Raw genomic sequence first — 14,533 nt, forward strand, 5'->3', positions numbered from 1 at the left:
AAATGTGGGCCCGCGAACGCCGGGACGAGCCAGCGTGTGACTCGCAGGCCAACCCCTTTCCGGATAGCTCACCAGCATCTTGAGAACTGTCATCTGGAAGCGATTAACAGCGCCACATCGTGGGTGCACGGGACAGGGCATCGCGGCCGACCCGCCTGACGCCATCGAGCGAAGCCAAAGGGCGATCAGCGAACTTCGTCACTGGAACTTATCCCAAACGCCGGTAGGCCAGACACAATGCATCTTCTTTCTCGCCTGCCGGGACGAGGAAGGGAGATGTTACGTGTTCCGTGAGGCTGTCGCTGGCCCCCAGCAACCGCGAAATTTCCTCGGCCGAAACCGGGCGACTGAACAGGAAGCCTTGAAATTCATGACAGTCGAAATCCTTTAGAATAGCGTCTTGTTCCGCGGTCTCCACCCCTTTGGCAACTACGGTCAAACCCAGCGCCCGTCCGAGCGTGATGATGGCTGCGGAGATAGCGCGATCTTGAGCGCTTTCACCGATTCCGCCAACGAAGCCAAGGTCGATCTTTATCGTGTCAATCGGGAAACTTCTCACCAACGAGAGAGACGAATAGCCCGTCCCGAAGTCGTCAATAGCGAGGCGAACACCGCGACGACTGATGGCCTGCATGACCGCAGTCGCCTGCATGAAGTTCTGCATCACCATGCTTTCGGTCACCTCAAGCTGCAGCAGCTCGGGAGCTAAGCCTGTTTCACGTAGGACTGCGTCGAGAAATCCCAGCAGCTCATTGTCGGTGAACTGCTTCGGCGAGAGATTGACGGCCATAGAGAGAAGGCCGCACCTATCTCAGCGCGGCCCGCCGAATTCTCGCCGATCTCGCCCAGCAGGCGATCTCCGACCAAGGTTCGCTGCGCCGCCGCGTCCGAGTCAGCGCTGCGGTGTCCCACGGGCGTCTTTGCATTGTCCCCTTGCTTGGCGATTTCGTGCGTCGCTATCCGAACATCGTGGTCGACATCGATCTCAGCGACGCGATCGTCGACGTCGCGGCGGGGCAGGCGGATGTGGCGGTGCGCGGCGGTCCGCTGAGCGACAGCGCGCTCACTGCGCGTCGCCTCAGCGAGAACGGCCGGACCATCGTCGCCTCGCCGGACTACTTGGCGCGCTGGGGCGTACCCGAGATCCCGGAAGACCTCCACAACCACAACTGCCTGAACTTCAGTTTTCGCCGCGCAGAGCCGGTCTGGCCGTTCCGCCGGGACGGAGTCGACTTCGCCCTGAAGGTGCGAGGCGCCATCGAGGCGAACAGTGGCGAGACGCTGGGCCAGCTGGCGCTCGACGGCGTGGGCATCGCGCGGGTGGGCAATTTCAGCCTCGGAGACGCGATCGCGCAACGGCGCCTGGTCCCGCTTCTCGAACCGTTCAATCCCGGGGACAAGGAGATCTTCCAGGCCGTGTTCGTTCGGGGGAGCGAACATGCCTGCTCGCGTCCGGGTATTCGTGGCCTACCTCGTGGAGTGCATGGGCGGCAGTCGCGGACCCAGACGATCAACGCCGCACCGCCGCCGCCGAACTAGACAGACGCGCGCGGCAATCCTTCTCGAACCTGTGCGAGCCTCGGACCGGTTCAACTAGTATCGAGACGCGCTCGCTGGGCCGCAGCCCGGATGGGCGGACTGACGGCTCGACCCTGTCAGCTAGGGGGCCCTGAATGATTGAGGAGGTTACCGCCTCGACCAGTTGGGCCGGCGCGAATGGTTTGGACTGCATCACGCTGCGCGGCACTCCGTTCGCCGCCCACCTGTGAGCGCTATCTCCAGTCACGTAGAGGATTGCGCAGCAGGGATCGTGCTGCCGCGCCAGGCGGGCGAGCTCCTGGCGCGAGATTGATGTCGGTCACCAAAGCGCGCGTCAGGAGTGTCGCGCCGAGCAGCCTGATCCCCTCCTCGCCCGATGCGGCGCTCAGGACGCCAAAGCCGCCTCGCTCAAGGTTTTCTCCAGCATCTTCCGAGGCGCCAGTATTAAGCGCGTCCTCTGGACGATTCTCACGGTCAACGGGCGCGATTACCGAAAGTGGGAACTCGCGCGCTCCGCTAAGTTGCCAGTGGTCGGGGACCGCGCGGTGGGGTGGTTGGTGGCGATACCGCGCCGCAGCAATGGCGGTGGCGAGCCATTGGCGCGCCTGTTCTAACTGCGTAGGGTGCGCATTGAAAAAGTGAGAGGTCGATCATGCCCTTGCCGCGGCCCGTGCCTTTTGTAAGCCAAGCCAATGATCCCACAGGTTGCTGGTGGGCATGTGCACGCATGCTGCGCTTATACTACGGGGGCGGCTATGCCAGTCCGCTGCAGTTGCCGGAACTCGAGAACGAAGACGGCACTCATCAACGACTGGGAGGGGACGCGTATAACAAATTTATGAGAAACGAGGGTTTAAGCTTTCTTCACAAGGACGTTCCGACTTCCACAGCGAAAGATATCGACCTAGCGCTGACCGCGCTCGGGCCAATCATGGTTAGCTGGGACGGAGGTCTACACGTATCGCTGGTCGTTGCCGTCCTCGGGGTGGACTTGTACCACCATGATCCCGCCGTTGGACCCAATCAAACGATGCCGGTGAACAGGTTCAATATTTATCGCACGGGTGGAGGCGCCTTCAAGGGTGGAATGCTGGTGCGCGACCCGCAGCTCAACCAGTGGGCTCGATACCAGAAAGAACTCGTTCTCGCATCAGACGGAGTGACAAAAAAAGATGGATGGCCGACGGGCTGGTGGCGTGTGTGGGACGGCAGCACATGGTACTATTACCTCGGCAACGACAGTATCGCGATGTCGAGTAAGACGGCGCCGTCCTCGCCCGGCCCCCCCGCCAAGCCGCACAACACTGGCAGGTGGGTTTTCACTGATCCGAGTACGCTCGCGATCACTTGGAGGCAGGCCGCCGGCACTACGAAGCCGTGCGTGGAAACGTTCTGGAACGCGTCGCGCGAGTGCGAGCGGATGAACGCGAATTCGAACCTGTACTCACCGCTTGTGGCGACACGGTTCGGGAAGTGAGGCGGTGCCGGAAGTCTGTCCCCGGTGTCAGCGATGCGCGTAAATGCAATCACAGCCGCCGCCGCGGCCATCCTTCACTCCCTCGAAAGCATGCCTTGATCTTGAAAATGCGGCCGGTACCGCGGATCATATCCGGTCGTGCGGCACCGCTGGGACCATCACCGCTGGTGACAGGGCCCGACAGCAAAGAGCCCGCGCTGGTCGAGGGCGCGGCTTTTCCTCGGTCAAGCGCTTTCCACCATTCGCCGCGAAAGGGTTCGTATCGAGCAAGGGCGGCTAACGGGCGTCCCGCTTCCCCTGGCCTAAGGCCCTGCTCGTGGGCTCGTTTCGGAGTCCTTCGCCATTCCGCTCTGCTGCCTTGGTGGAATCGGACAGTCCTAATCGGTCTCGAAATCGTCCGAGATTGACGGCCGAATCGGGAGGCGCTGTGGTACACAGCGGTGGTCACAAAATTCGGCCGGGCCTCTTCGGAATCCTTGTTTTTCGGCGCTTTTAGCGTATCTGCGGCATAGCGGATGAGAGTCCCACTCTCTCCGCCAGCCAACCAAGGCCATTGCGTACTTCTACGCGGAGACAAGGCCAAAAGGCCGGCCGTTTTCCAGCCTTTTTGTCGCCAGAGAACACTTTTCCGATCAAACAGGGCGTTCAATTGGCTCGGAGAACCGAATTTTCTCCGAATCTTAGTACCCTGCGAATCGGTCTAGTACGGCATTTTTTCGGCAGACCAAGCGCTTGGAAGGAAAGCGGTTTGGATCTCTCTCGCTCAAGCAACAGCAACTGAAGACTTCTCGGCTCGCTGCGGTATCGCCGTTTCGCGGACGCCGGTAGCCGGAGACTCCGCGCCTTCTGAAAGTTTCTGTTTGCGGCAACGGATGACGGAAGCTGGCTTAGATTGGCGATTGCTGCTGAGGGGACGACGGTTGCACTGATAGGCTTCCTGACAAAACCTGATCAGTTGTTACCTCATGTAAAAGCTGACGGTCACATGCTAAACGTTCGCCGAAAATCCAAGAACGCAAGCCTTGCGTAGTAGCTCGTTATGGAGTTAATCCCCTTTAGCGTGCTAACATCTCTTTCATATACTCTTGATTGCGTTGCATCAAAGGTTTGGTTTTATGACAACGTTACAGCAGACAATTGCAAAGGCGTTCCTCGCGGACCTCGCCTCTAACAGATCCTTGGACGATGCAAAGATCGAGGCGCTGCGCAAGCTACTTACTGAAAACTCCAAGACTAAGGCTGACGATCTCGTAAAAATCTTCTCGTCCGACCACGGTGTCGTGACGTGATCAAGCAGGTACTTTAATACGCCAGGAAGCGCTGTTCAGTTGGATTAGAGCAGCCTCTCGTATGTCACGGTTTGGCTATATAAAGGAATCTTAACAACTTCAGCGCGTAATACGTTTGATTTGACGTGACGATACTAAAATCAATTTCGCGGGCCAGCCAATGAGGGCAATTTCTGCGGCCGATCTCATTACAGATTTGGACGCCACCGTCGCGAAGAGCTCATCCGAACGCTGTGCGCGCATGCTCTGGCGCGCTACCGAGCTGCTCGTTGACGGTAATAACCGATTGCAAGAGCCGCATGTCGGCCTGCTTGACGACGTCCTAATTCGTTTGGCCTGTCGAATTGCGCCGGGGACGCTGGCCGAGCTCAGCACGACGCTTGCTGAGCTGCCTATTGCTCCGATGAAAACCCTGAGGCGTCTCGCCTCGTGCGGCGATCCGGCAATCGCAGTCCCGATCCTTGTCAAATCTCCCGCCCTATCGCCGGTTGATCTCGTGGCGATCGCGACGTCCGGCAGCGAGGCTCACCTTCTCGCCATCGCGCGTCGGCGCAGGATCGAAAGCCCAGTGACTGAGGCAATATTGCAACGCGGCAGCCGCAAGACTTGTCTGGCCCTCATCGGCAATCCGGGCGCTGAATTCTCAGGCGCGGCCTATGACCACTTGATCCGTAGGGCTTTAAAGGACGACGAGATCACGAAAGCGCTGACGCTGAGGCCAGACACCCCGGACATGGTGGTTCGGGAGCTGCTGTCAACATCTCCAGGACCGGCGATTCAGGCCTCGAACGGGAGCGTGTCCTCTCAAGTATTAGCGACAGCGAAGCGACCTTCCGACACTGAGTACGCCGCCGCGATGCCGGGGATCATATCGCTCAATCGGAGCGGAAAGCTGAGCGACTCGACTGTCAATCGGTTCGCGATCCGGCGTGAGATAGCCAACCTGTTCACAGCGTTGTCGGTGCTGTCGGGTGCACCGATTGAGGCCATCGATCAGGTTATGGCAGAGTCCGGTTACGAAGGCCCGGTTATGGCGTGCCGGGCATCGCGCTTGAATTGGCAGACCACGCTGGCGGTCCTCAACACTCGCGGCGCGGGGCTTTCACCAGGCGAACGCGTGCGAGCGCAGGAGCTGTTTGAAACGCTTCATCTCTCGACTAGCCAATGGTCCGTTCGTTGGGGAGAAATCTCCGCGCGCGCCCACCGCCACACTGCAACATCGGCAGGAACACAATGAAATTCGACGGTCGCAAGGCGTCTCGGGTGCGCATGGACAACAGACAGCCCGTGAACCTGATGGGCTCCGACGGCACCTGGCGGCGAAGCTGCGTCTTGCTCGATATCTCGAACACCGGCGCCAAGATCGAAGTCGAAGGGACGCTCGATGTTCTCTCGGCCAAGGAGTTCTTCATGCTGCTGTCGTCGACGGGCCTGGCCTATCGACGCTGCGAGCTGGTCTGGATCGACGGAACCACGGCTGGCGTCCACTTTATCCAAGCAAATGGCAAGAAGGCCCCAACGACAGCGAGCGACAGGGGCGCGCACAAACCAAGTTGAGCCAAACAGTCTCATCGAAATGAGCCAATGAACTTGCACCACCGACGAGGCCCATTCAGCCCGGCACCCGACGAACGAAGGCACCAGTCATGCTCGTGCACGTATTGGCCGACACCTCCGAGAAGCTCTTCGGGCTCTGCTCGCTTTTTGGAGAACAGTTCACCGTTGCCGGCGAGCGGCTCGATGTAGAAGCAAAGCTTCCGCACGATGGTGCTGCGGTCGTCGTCCGTGTCGACCTGCGAGCGCTCGACAACATCGCCGCACTGAAAAAGAGAGCTGCGCGGTTGGCCAAAGCAAAGAAGCGGATCTTCCTCGTCGAGCAAATCTCCCACGTTTGCATCTCGCAAGCTTATGCGCTCGGCGCAACGTCGGTGTTGCCTGGGAAGATCGATGCGGCCAAGCTCCTGGCCGCTTTGGCCGATCCCGTCGGCCACGGAACTGGGCCGACGAGCGGCATCTCGCAGCCTGACAATGCGGTCGACGCCGCAGCAACCGCCATTGCATCGATGTTCACCTCGATCACCCTCGGGGAGCGGGTCGACATCGCCGGTCCCAAGGAGGCGGGCCGCAAGATCACCAACCGGATTTCCGAGCATGGGTTGACCGAATGGCTGGCCACGGTGCGGCGCCATCACGAGGGAACGTTCCAGCACTGCCTGCTCGTGACCGGCGTCGCCGTCGATTTCGGCGTCAGTCTGGGGTTCCGCAAAAGTGACCTTGAACGGCTCTCCACTGCTGCCATGTTCCACGACATAGGAAAGGCCAGGGTGCCCTTGGCTATCCTGGACAAGCCAGGGCGCCTCGACGAGGACGAGCGAGCGTTGGTCGCAACCCACCCGGCGGCGGGTTACGATGTGCTGCAAGGGCACTTGGACATCTCACCCGAAGTCCTCGATGCGGTCCGGCACCATCACGAATATCTCGATGGCAGCGGCTATCCTGATGGCCTCTGCGCCGAGAACATCACCGATATTGTGCGCGTTCTAACAATTGCGGATATCTTTGCGGCGTTGATCGAGCACCGGCCGTACAAGCCGACAATGCCCCGCGCGGCGGCTTACGAGATTCTCTGCGGCATGAGAGGAAAGCTGGACAGGGTGCTAGTCGCCTCCTTTAAGCCTGTCGCGCTTACCAGATGAATTCTGGTGGACCCTATGAAGGAATTACAACTCTCCACCGACGGTGTGATAGAACGCGGTCTCCCTTCCATGCGCTTCCGCTTCTGGCCCATTGCTGACTTCCGCCCTGAATTTTGATAAGTCCGCTAAGCACATCAACGACTTCGGCCGAATTCTTCCATAATAACTGGTATGCGAACACGTCGGCAGCAGTCCCAGCATGAAAGTCGCTACACCAATGGGTCATTGCCTTTCGGCTGCTGCAAGAACTTCGGCATGTGGTTACGCGGTTCACGATCACGCGGGGCGGGGCGTTCGGACGGGTCGCGGCCGAGCTTGGACTGCAGCTCGACGAGGTCGGTGAAGACGTCGGCCTGGCGGCGCAGCTCGTCGGCGATCATCGGCGGCTGGCTCGCGATCGTGGAAATCACGGTGACCCGCACGCCGCGGCGCTGAACGGCCTCGACCAGGGAGCGGAAGTCGCCGTCACCCGAGAACAGCACCATCTGATCGATGTGCTCGGCGAGCTCCATCGCGTTCACGGCGAGCTCGATGTCCATGTTGCCCTTGACCTTGCGGCGGCCGGAGGCGTCGATGAACTCCTTGGTCGCCTTGGTGACGACGGTGTAGCCGTTGTAGTCGAGCCAGTCGATCAGCGGCCGGATCGAGGAGTACTCCTGATCCTCGATGATCGCGGTGTAGTAGAACGCCCTAAGCAGCGTCCCGCGGCTCTGAAACTCCTTCAGCAGGCGCTTGTAATCGATGTCGAAGCCCAGAGTTTTCGCCGTCGCGTAGAGATTGGCTCCATCGATGAAGAGCACGATCTTGTTGATGGTGGAGGTCATTTTTGCTTTCGCGGAGGTACTTCATCAGGAAATGAGAGAAGGAATGCTTCGCTGAAGACTGAAGATGAAAGGCGGACAGTTGTTGTAGCATAGTTGCCATGGCTGATGCGCGCTAGGCGGTTGAAAAGGGGATTCTCGATCCTGCCTTTGTACTTCAGGTTGCAGGCGGTCATATTTGCGCTTTTGCCCGCACCGTGTTTTGCCACGTCGTCGGGCAATACTAGGGGCGCGCGGCCGCATGTAGCATCCTCTCGGATGAATGCGGAATCTCGTAATTGACCGAAGTGAGCGTGACCGGCTTGCGGCGCAATGGCTCGAAGACATTAGCGTGAATCGTTCTTACCGGTTTGGCAGTGTGATAGATGGCGTCGCCAAGCTGGAGTCATCACTTCTTCGGGACGAGGTTCGACAGCATCATCACCAACTGAGCCTGGCGGTTTGTCCCCGTCTTCATAAAAACAGACTTCAGTTGATTGCGCAGGGTCTGCTTGGAAAGTCCTCGCTCTGCCGCAAAATCTTCTAAATTCTTGCCGCTCGCAAGAGCCACTGCGAGCCGGGATTCTGCGGCCGTCAGTTCGAAAGCCTCCCGCAGAGTCATCATGCCCGCTGACTGCATCAGGTCGGTGTCGGAGATAACTAGTATTGCGTGGAATAGGGAAAGGGGAGAGTCAGTTAGACCAGTAAGCCGCATCGGGTACATGACCAGTCGGCCACCTGAAAGTTTTTGCAGAACTATGGGCGCGATAGTGGAGGCTTCAAGGCTCCAGAACAGAGCTCTGATCGCGCTCTGCAGGAGTTCATTTGATTTCGGATCTTGGCAGCGAATGCGTCCTGCTGAAATCTGCAGATCCGCTCCCATTAGTCGCTCCGCCGCCGGATTGACGCGAACCACGTGGCCCGACCGGTCAAGCAGAAGTGCCGCGCGCTCGGAGAAATCGAAGGCACTTAGTGCTGATTCCCCTTTTGCCAGGCCGAGCGCTGCGCAAGTCTGAACGACCGAATCCAAACTGTTGGACAACTCGGAAAGAGCTCGCAACTCTCTCGCGGAATAAGAACCTTGTTCTGGCGTCCTTTGTAGGCTCAAATTCCAAACTAGATCTCCCCGGCCGATCCGGACGCCTGCCCAACCGCTGAGATTACAGTTCCGAAGGAACTCTTGATAAAAAGGCGAACGCTTGCGTGCGTCTAATGGCATGCAGTCGTCGTCTGTCGCCACTCCATTGGCCAAGAAGGCGGCCTTCCCGCGGTAGCGCTCGTCGCGGCTTTGCCATCCGTCACTGACGTAAACATTTGCGCTGCGATCCATGGAAGGCGTAGCAGCAACGATAGGCAATGTTCCGACAACTGGTAACAGGACCGCGCCATACGACCCGGTGCATTCCGCGGCCGTCTGCAATGCCTCTGTCCAGAGAGAGGGATCGATCGCGGCGGCGGCCAACAGGCGGCTAAGTCGCTGCAGATCAAAGGGTTCCATCCACCATTCCGACGTCGTTGAATGTGCCGCCGCACCTCTAAAGGCGTAGCCCAATTGGGCCATGCTGCCTCAGGACATTCGCCTTATCAAGGGGTTGGGGTAGGTCGGCGAGACCGACTTCGGCAAGGCGAGAGCAAAATGACCATCACGGAAGTTGGCCACGGTCCTACAGGGGCTCGTAGCGACCGCCCTCTTGGGCAATGCGGGCCGCTCCGCTGTTCCCGATTTTCGCTGAGCCCGCATTCATGAACAGCTACGAACGCAACTTCTGTCGGAATAGAACCGGTGATCTGCCAACCTTTGACATCGATGTTCAGCGCAGGGGGCGACGTTGGGGCTGGTTCATTCGGACAAGCTCGGGCGAATGCTTAGTAGAAGGCCGAGAGCGCAGTCGGGCCGAGGCGAGATATAGGGCGGCACGAGCGCTGTTTCAGCTATTGACTTCCTCGCCCTACCAGAAAGCAGTCAAAGAAGCTTTGCGCGCCGGCAGACCTAGTTAGTACACTTTCGCACGTTAGCGCGACACGAGAAAAAGCAATCCTCCATTGCTTGAAGGGTGGCCTGGCACGAGCTGCCCAGCGGAATGCACTCAGGGATCGGCTTTCGAGTGTGAGCGGGCTTCAGGTTTAGGGCAGGGCATCTTCAAGCGATACGACTAAGGACGGTACGCCTTGAGATCGACGCGCGGCCGCCGAGCGCGTTATCTAACGTGCATCTTCTCGACTGTCGCGTAGAGCAGCACGAAGATCGGTAAGAAGACGAAGAACCAAACCGCAGACTGATCGTTTTTGCGAATCCGCGGTTTGGGTTGCTGTCGGTCGCGTGAGGCGTTGTCGAAAGCACTCGAGCGGGCCGACCTCGTCTTGCGATGCGGAGAGTTTCGTTGGAGACGTCCCAGCTTGTCAAAATCCTCAGCCGCTACAGACGTAGTCGGCTAAGCTCTTGCCCGGGGGCTCTAATTTGGGAGGCGCCAATCCCGGTAAGGTGGCATCCGTGGGATGCGGTGCCTTTGGCTTCCGCAATGTGCTTGGGGCGCCTTCGTGGTAGGTCGATCGGTCTCCGGCCAATTTCTTCAAAAACAAAGGATACCCGAACGATCGTGCGGCCTGGGAACGCAGGCACGCTGATGCCTGTCAGCGTCGTCCGCCGGGAATATACAGGAGACCAACGCAGCAGCGCCGCCGCTTATCCGCGGCGAGAATCGGTCCGCCGCTGCGCAGGACGCGCGCGGTCGTTCATTTCTGCGCGGGAGAAATTGTGATCCGATGTATTTCCATTTTCTGGCCGATGCCCTTCAAGTTTTGGTAGTCACGCGACCTCGGGCATCCTTGACGATGTCACTTACTCCGGGAGCCTCCATCACCATCTCTGTCAGGCATATTTCGTTGACACCGGCTAGACCTTGCACCCGAGCAGCGATATTCACGTCCTGTCCGAAGTAGTCGATCCGATCGTTGAGCCTTACGGCTATGGCCTTGCCTTTGTGCACGCCGATTTTGAGGCCGAGCGGCCGCGAAGCGGTTTCGTTGAATCGCGACAGCTCTTCGATCATCTCGACGGATGCAAGAACGGCATCCTGTGGACGCTCGAAGCCAGCCATGACGGCATCACCGATCGTTTTCACGATCGTGCCAGATCGATTCCTAATGATCTTATTCAAGATGTCGAAGTGCTGGCGGACGAGAAAGTAGGCATTCACATCGCCAATGCTTTCGTACAGTGGAGTCGAATCCTTTAGATCAGTGAACAGATAAGTGATGTCGGAAACGGCTAGACTATCGCGCTCGTCCACCAGCTGGGTCTTATAGAGCTCGCCGAAGCAGGGGGTGAGCAACAATCGCTTACCGGAAAGAAAAGGCTCATACTCGACCAGGTGGGGCTGGAACTGGGACGGATACTGAAGAAACCAGAAGCGGCCTCGATCCTTGGTGCGGTTCTCAATGTGGATGATGTGTTTGCCTGGGCTAAGATCGGCCGTCTGTCGAAACGCAAAGCGTCCGTCGCCAAGGATCATATTTCTCGGCCCAGTCGGCCGATCAGCAACTACGAACCGGCCCGATTCGAGCTGGATCAGCGATTCTTGGCGTTCCGCCGGTTCACCGTTCGCGAAGAAGACCACAAGAAGCTTGTGGCTAAGATCGAGCACCTCGAAACGGCCCGCAGTTACGTCGAATTCAAAGTTCAACCGCTGACCCGCATCGATATCGGCAAATCCCCGCGAGAGTGTCGCAACGAGTTGCTCGTGTGTCATTCCGTGCGGGGGCTTGAAGTCCTTGGAGAAGTTGTAACGAAGATAGTAGTCCTGGACGGACAGCATGCCCGGATGACGATATAGGATGTCGCGAACCGAACTCGAGACGGTAAAGGCGACCTGGATGTAGTCGTCAAGCGCCGCCTCATTGAGGGCGTTGCAGAATTCGCACTGGAAACGTGGATGAACCTGGTCTAGCTCACGAAAAGTGCCGGCAACCTGCGGGCAATAGGCGCAGATGAGCAGCCACTGCATCTCGAATAGGCCAACCTTAGCGGCGTGGACGAACAGCTCGATTCCTTCAGCGTCACTTAGGCGGTTGGCAGTCGCGTATTGGATAGGATTGACGCGAAAAAGATCATAGTCGCCAGAGGTGCGAATAAAACCTTCGAGATCCGAAAGGGTCTGAGGCGCCCAGCTCGCTATCGACCCGAGCTCTATGAGACGCTGATTCAGGAGGCCTTCGTTGACTGGGGATGACCCTTGCATATCAAGTATGATACCTCGCTCCATGCTGGCGATACTGGTTAGTCGGCCATTCGACTAGCCACGCGACAATCGACGCGGTCCCTTTGTGTCCAACTGGTTTTAGTCGAACCGAGCCGGACAAGAAAAGTCAGCTCTATTGCCTGTATCAGTCGGCAATGCGACACTTTGATCGAATAGGCAACGTCTGGTCTTGTCCATCATGTCCATGAGAGCGGTGCGTTGACTCGAGGGCAGGCCGTGCGCGCCACGTTATGAAATAAGCTCAGGACCCGGGCAGGCGCCCCTCCCTCGCATTAGGTGGAAGAGGAATAGCCAGTATGTCTTTGCCATTTTAGAAAAGTTGAAGTCGCGCGCGATGATGCGGGTGGGGACGTTGTCCATGACGACCAGGCGGTCGGTCGCGTCTGGATAGTCCTTTGCGAACCGGGTCGCTACCCGCGCCCGCGATCATGACCAACCAACGCGATCTTTTCGATATCCAGTTTTCGCATCAGTTCCCGAAGATCTTTCGCCATGTTTCGCTTGTCATAGCCCGCCACGGGTTTGTCTGTTTCACCATAGTGGGGCCGGCCTTGCAGAGTTTGGGAATTCCCTGGCCGCCGAACGTTTCCGAAACGTCCCGGAAGCCGCGCAGAGTGCGGGACCCTTGATTAGTTCATCACCAGAAGTCGCGCTGTCTGAGATCATGGTTCTCTCTGGCAAATCCGGCGCGTCATGACGCAAGGTCATTCTTGTGATGGGTACCGGCCGTCAAGCAGCGCTCGCAATGGCATTCACAAAAGAGGGTTTCTGAGGGCTCTTGCAATGCCGGACACCGAGTCAAAAGGGGCGCGGTTCTGGGTGTTGCTTTGACCGAGATGCCTCCACGGTCCCCATCCCGCATATTTGCCGAATCCGTTGCACGTGCTTTCGCACTTTCCCTTCTTGGAAGGTGTGCTCGGTGCGATGTAGCGCGGACCAAGAAGGCGGCATGCGAGTATGAGAAAGTCGGATGAAATCTACGGGACCCAAGGCAGCGCCTTCGGCCGCCACCCGCGATGACCACTTCATCCTCGCCGTATTCGCGGGACAGCGATCGCGGCCCTCCTTTACTCGGATAGGCGAGCGAGCTCCGACCACGCCAGCCCGGCGATGATCCATCTCTGCCGTTCTAGCCCATCGGCTTCGGCAGCAAGCTTCATTGCCGCGATGGCCTCGCGCGCGGAGTCATAGGGGGGATCCATAGGCGCAAATATAGTTGAAGATCGTAAACGATCACGCACCAGTGGGACCGTAGCAATCCGGGGTCGGCAGCATACTCACCCAAGGGCTGTCTAGCGTCTGGAGATGCCCCGCCAACCCGCCCCATCGCGCATCCGGCTAAGAAGTGCGGTGCGCTTCCCGCTCCTCGCGTGTCGATTGTGATGATTGCCGGAGACCGCCTGAAGCGTAGATGCGGATTGCGCAGGATACGTCCGTTTTCCATTCGAAGTGTTGGATGACGGTCTCGTGGTTGAACGATCCCGCCATGCTGATCAGTTGAAGGGACCCAACCATTTGCTCGACCCGGCCTTCCCTTCCCAAAAGGCAGGAGCAAGCGCTCGCAATCGATGGTATGGCCGCCCTGTTGTAGGTCGAAAACACATTGTAGATGGCGCAGCCGCTGGTCACGCATTGTTCGGCGGCCTCTAGACCGAACTCCTTCAACGCTGGTGGCAGAACCTCTTCCATCGATTTCCCGGCCCAGCTCGAATTGAAGACCTCTCCTACGCTGCGCCTTGGTAAAGCGCTCGAAATATGTGCCCCTCTCCCGGGCGCTCAACACTCCAAATGATCAGTTGTTTTGGGTCATGCAGCCGCGCTTCCGGCCTGAACTGATCGAGCGAGGGAAAGGGCAGATCGCCGGCCGTGCGTGCCCAGTACCGGCACATGGCCTGCTGACTGATGGATTTCACATCGGCAAATGAACCGTCCGTGTATCGCATGGCTCAAAAACTACCCGCCACGTCTTAACGAGCCGTCCGAGCAGCCTCTACCGAGCGACGATATGTCCAATATAATTCGCCGAAGTTGGCCTACCGGAGGGCCTTTTTTTCAACGATGCCAGCTGGACTCTCGCGCCTAGATCAGGGTGCTCGGCGGCCGCGCCCTGCAGGAGCATCCAATTCCATCTATGAGGCGGATCAAAACCGAGCGTCCAAGGCAGCTTTAGCCGTTAGGAGCCACAAAGACGCGAACACGATCGCTCAGAAGACGTCGATGGCGCCGAACGGCACCACAGAGCCGACAACACGACCGGATTCAAATAGCGCAAAGACCGGGACTGAGAACGCCAGCTTTTCAAGGACGGCGAACAGCATCGCCGGTCGAAAGCGTAGGGGATCATACGCTATCATGAAAAGATACCTTGTGCGGCTAGAGCCGTTCACACGAAGCCATAGAAGTATTCCGGATGGGCCAAGATCCCCGTACCCACGGCAATGTTTGCTCGAGGAAGTAGAGAGGCAGTAGGAGG

The 14,533-nt window shown here is 58.5% G+C and carries 10 protein-coding genes; 5 read left to right on the forward strand and 5 right to left on the reverse strand.

The features are described 5' to 3' along the window. Positions 1-208: 208 nt before the first annotated feature. On the reverse strand, positions 209-790 hold the full coding sequence (locus tag GWG67_RS16205; RefSeq protein ID WP_275170288.1) for an EAL domain-containing protein: 582 nt from the start codon (positions 788-790) through the stop codon (positions 209-211). A gap of 113 nt (positions 791-903) precedes the next feature. Between GWG67_RS16205 and GWG67_RS16210 the strand changes: the two genes are divergently transcribed. The 5 genes from GWG67_RS16210 to GWG67_RS16230 all read left to right on the forward strand — a co-directional run bounded on the left by GWG67_RS16210 (position 904) and on the right by GWG67_RS16230 (position 7,001). Continuing rightward, positions 904-1,539 (forward strand): LysR substrate-binding domain-containing protein, encoded by a 636-nt coding sequence (locus GWG67_RS16210; protein WP_342761040.1) that lies wholly within the window; start codon positions 904-906, stop codon positions 1,537-1,539. A gap of 652 nt (positions 1,540-2,191) precedes the next feature. Next, a complete protein-coding gene (locus GWG67_RS16215) occupies positions 2,192-3,016 on the forward strand; it encodes a papain-like cysteine protease family protein (protein WP_275170289.1) in 825 nt (274 codons plus the stop codon). A gap of 1,449 nt (positions 3,017-4,465) precedes the next feature. After that, positions 4,466-5,542: a DUF2336 domain-containing protein gene (locus GWG67_RS16220; RefSeq protein ID WP_275170290.1), complete on the forward strand. Its 1,077-nt coding sequence runs from the start codon at positions 4,466-4,468 to the stop codon at positions 5,540-5,542. Then, the gene (locus GWG67_RS16225; protein ID WP_247457014.1) at positions 5,539-5,862 is read left to right on the forward strand and encodes a PilZ domain-containing protein; all 324 of its coding nucleotides are present in this window, start codon (positions 5,539-5,541) and stop codon (positions 5,860-5,862) included. The genes GWG67_RS16220 and GWG67_RS16225 overlap by 4 nt, the downstream gene beginning before the upstream one ends. An 89-nt stretch (positions 5,863-5,951) precedes the next feature. Then, complete coding sequence (locus GWG67_RS16230; protein ID WP_247457016.1) at positions 5,952-7,001, forward strand: HD-GYP domain-containing protein; 1,050 nt, start codon at positions 5,952-5,954, stop codon at positions 6,999-7,001. A 209-nt stretch (positions 7,002-7,210) separates the two neighbouring features. On the opposite strand, the gene GWG67_RS16235 is transcribed toward GWG67_RS16230, so the two are convergent. The 4 genes from GWG67_RS16235 to GWG67_RS16250 form a co-directional block, all read right to left on the reverse strand. Beyond that, entirely contained in the window at positions 7,211-7,825 is a 615-nt protein-coding gene (locus GWG67_RS16235; protein ID WP_275170291.1) for an NYN domain-containing protein, read from the reverse strand. A gap of 385 nt (positions 7,826-8,210) precedes the next feature. Then, entirely contained in the window at positions 8,211-9,299 is a 1,089-nt protein-coding gene (locus tag GWG67_RS16240) for a DNA-binding protein (RefSeq protein ID WP_275170292.1), read from the reverse strand. Positions 9,300-10,593: 1,294 nt separating this feature from the next. Next, on the reverse strand, positions 10,594-12,063 hold the full coding sequence (locus tag GWG67_RS16245) for an adenylate/guanylate cyclase domain-containing protein (RefSeq protein WP_275170293.1): 1,470 nt from the start codon (positions 12,061-12,063) through the stop codon (positions 10,594-10,596). 1,335 nt (positions 12,064-13,398) lie between these two features. Continuing rightward, positions 13,399-13,749, reverse strand: a complete 351-nt coding sequence (locus GWG67_RS16250; protein WP_275170294.1) for a hypothetical protein — start codon at positions 13,747-13,749, stop codon at positions 13,399-13,401. Between the last annotated feature and the right edge of the window lie 784 nt (positions 13,750-14,533).

Origin of the sequence: Bradyrhizobium sp. CSS354, from assembly GCF_029051725.1 — a bacterium.
Taxonomy (GTDB): domain Bacteria; phylum Pseudomonadota; class Alphaproteobacteria; order Rhizobiales; family Xanthobacteraceae; genus Bradyrhizobium.

Coding starts and splice junctions, on each gene's coding strand:
- GWG67_RS16205 (WP_275170288.1), bottom strand. CDS start 790: ATGGCCGTCAATCTCTCGCCGAAGCAGTTCACCGACAATGAGCTGCTG.
- GWG67_RS16240 (WP_275170292.1), bottom strand. CDS start 9,299: ATGGAACCCTTTGATCTGCAGCGACTTAGCCGCCTGTTGGCCGCCGCC.
- GWG67_RS16230 (WP_247457016.1), top strand. CDS start 5,952: ATGCTCGTGCACGTATTGGCCGACACCTCCGAGAAGCTCTTCGGGCTC.
- GWG67_RS16225 (WP_247457014.1), top strand. CDS start 5,539: ATGAAATTCGACGGTCGCAAGGCGTCTCGGGTGCGCATGGACAACAGA.
- GWG67_RS16215 (WP_275170289.1), top strand. CDS start 2,192: ATGCCCTTGCCGCGGCCCGTGCCTTTTGTAAGCCAAGCCAATGATCCC.
- GWG67_RS16250 (WP_275170294.1), bottom strand. CDS start 13,749: ATGGAAGAGGTTCTGCCACCAGCGTTGAAGGAGTTCGGTCTAGAGGCC.
- GWG67_RS16235 (WP_275170291.1), bottom strand. CDS start 7,825: ATGACCTCCACCATCAACAAGATCGTGCTCTTCATCGATGGAGCCAAT.
- GWG67_RS16245 (WP_275170293.1), bottom strand. CDS start 12,063: ATGGAGCGAGGTATCATACTTGATATGCAAGGGTCATCCCCAGTCAAC.
- GWG67_RS16220 (WP_275170290.1), top strand. CDS start 4,466: ATGAGGGCAATTTCTGCGGCCGATCTCATTACAGATTTGGACGCCACC.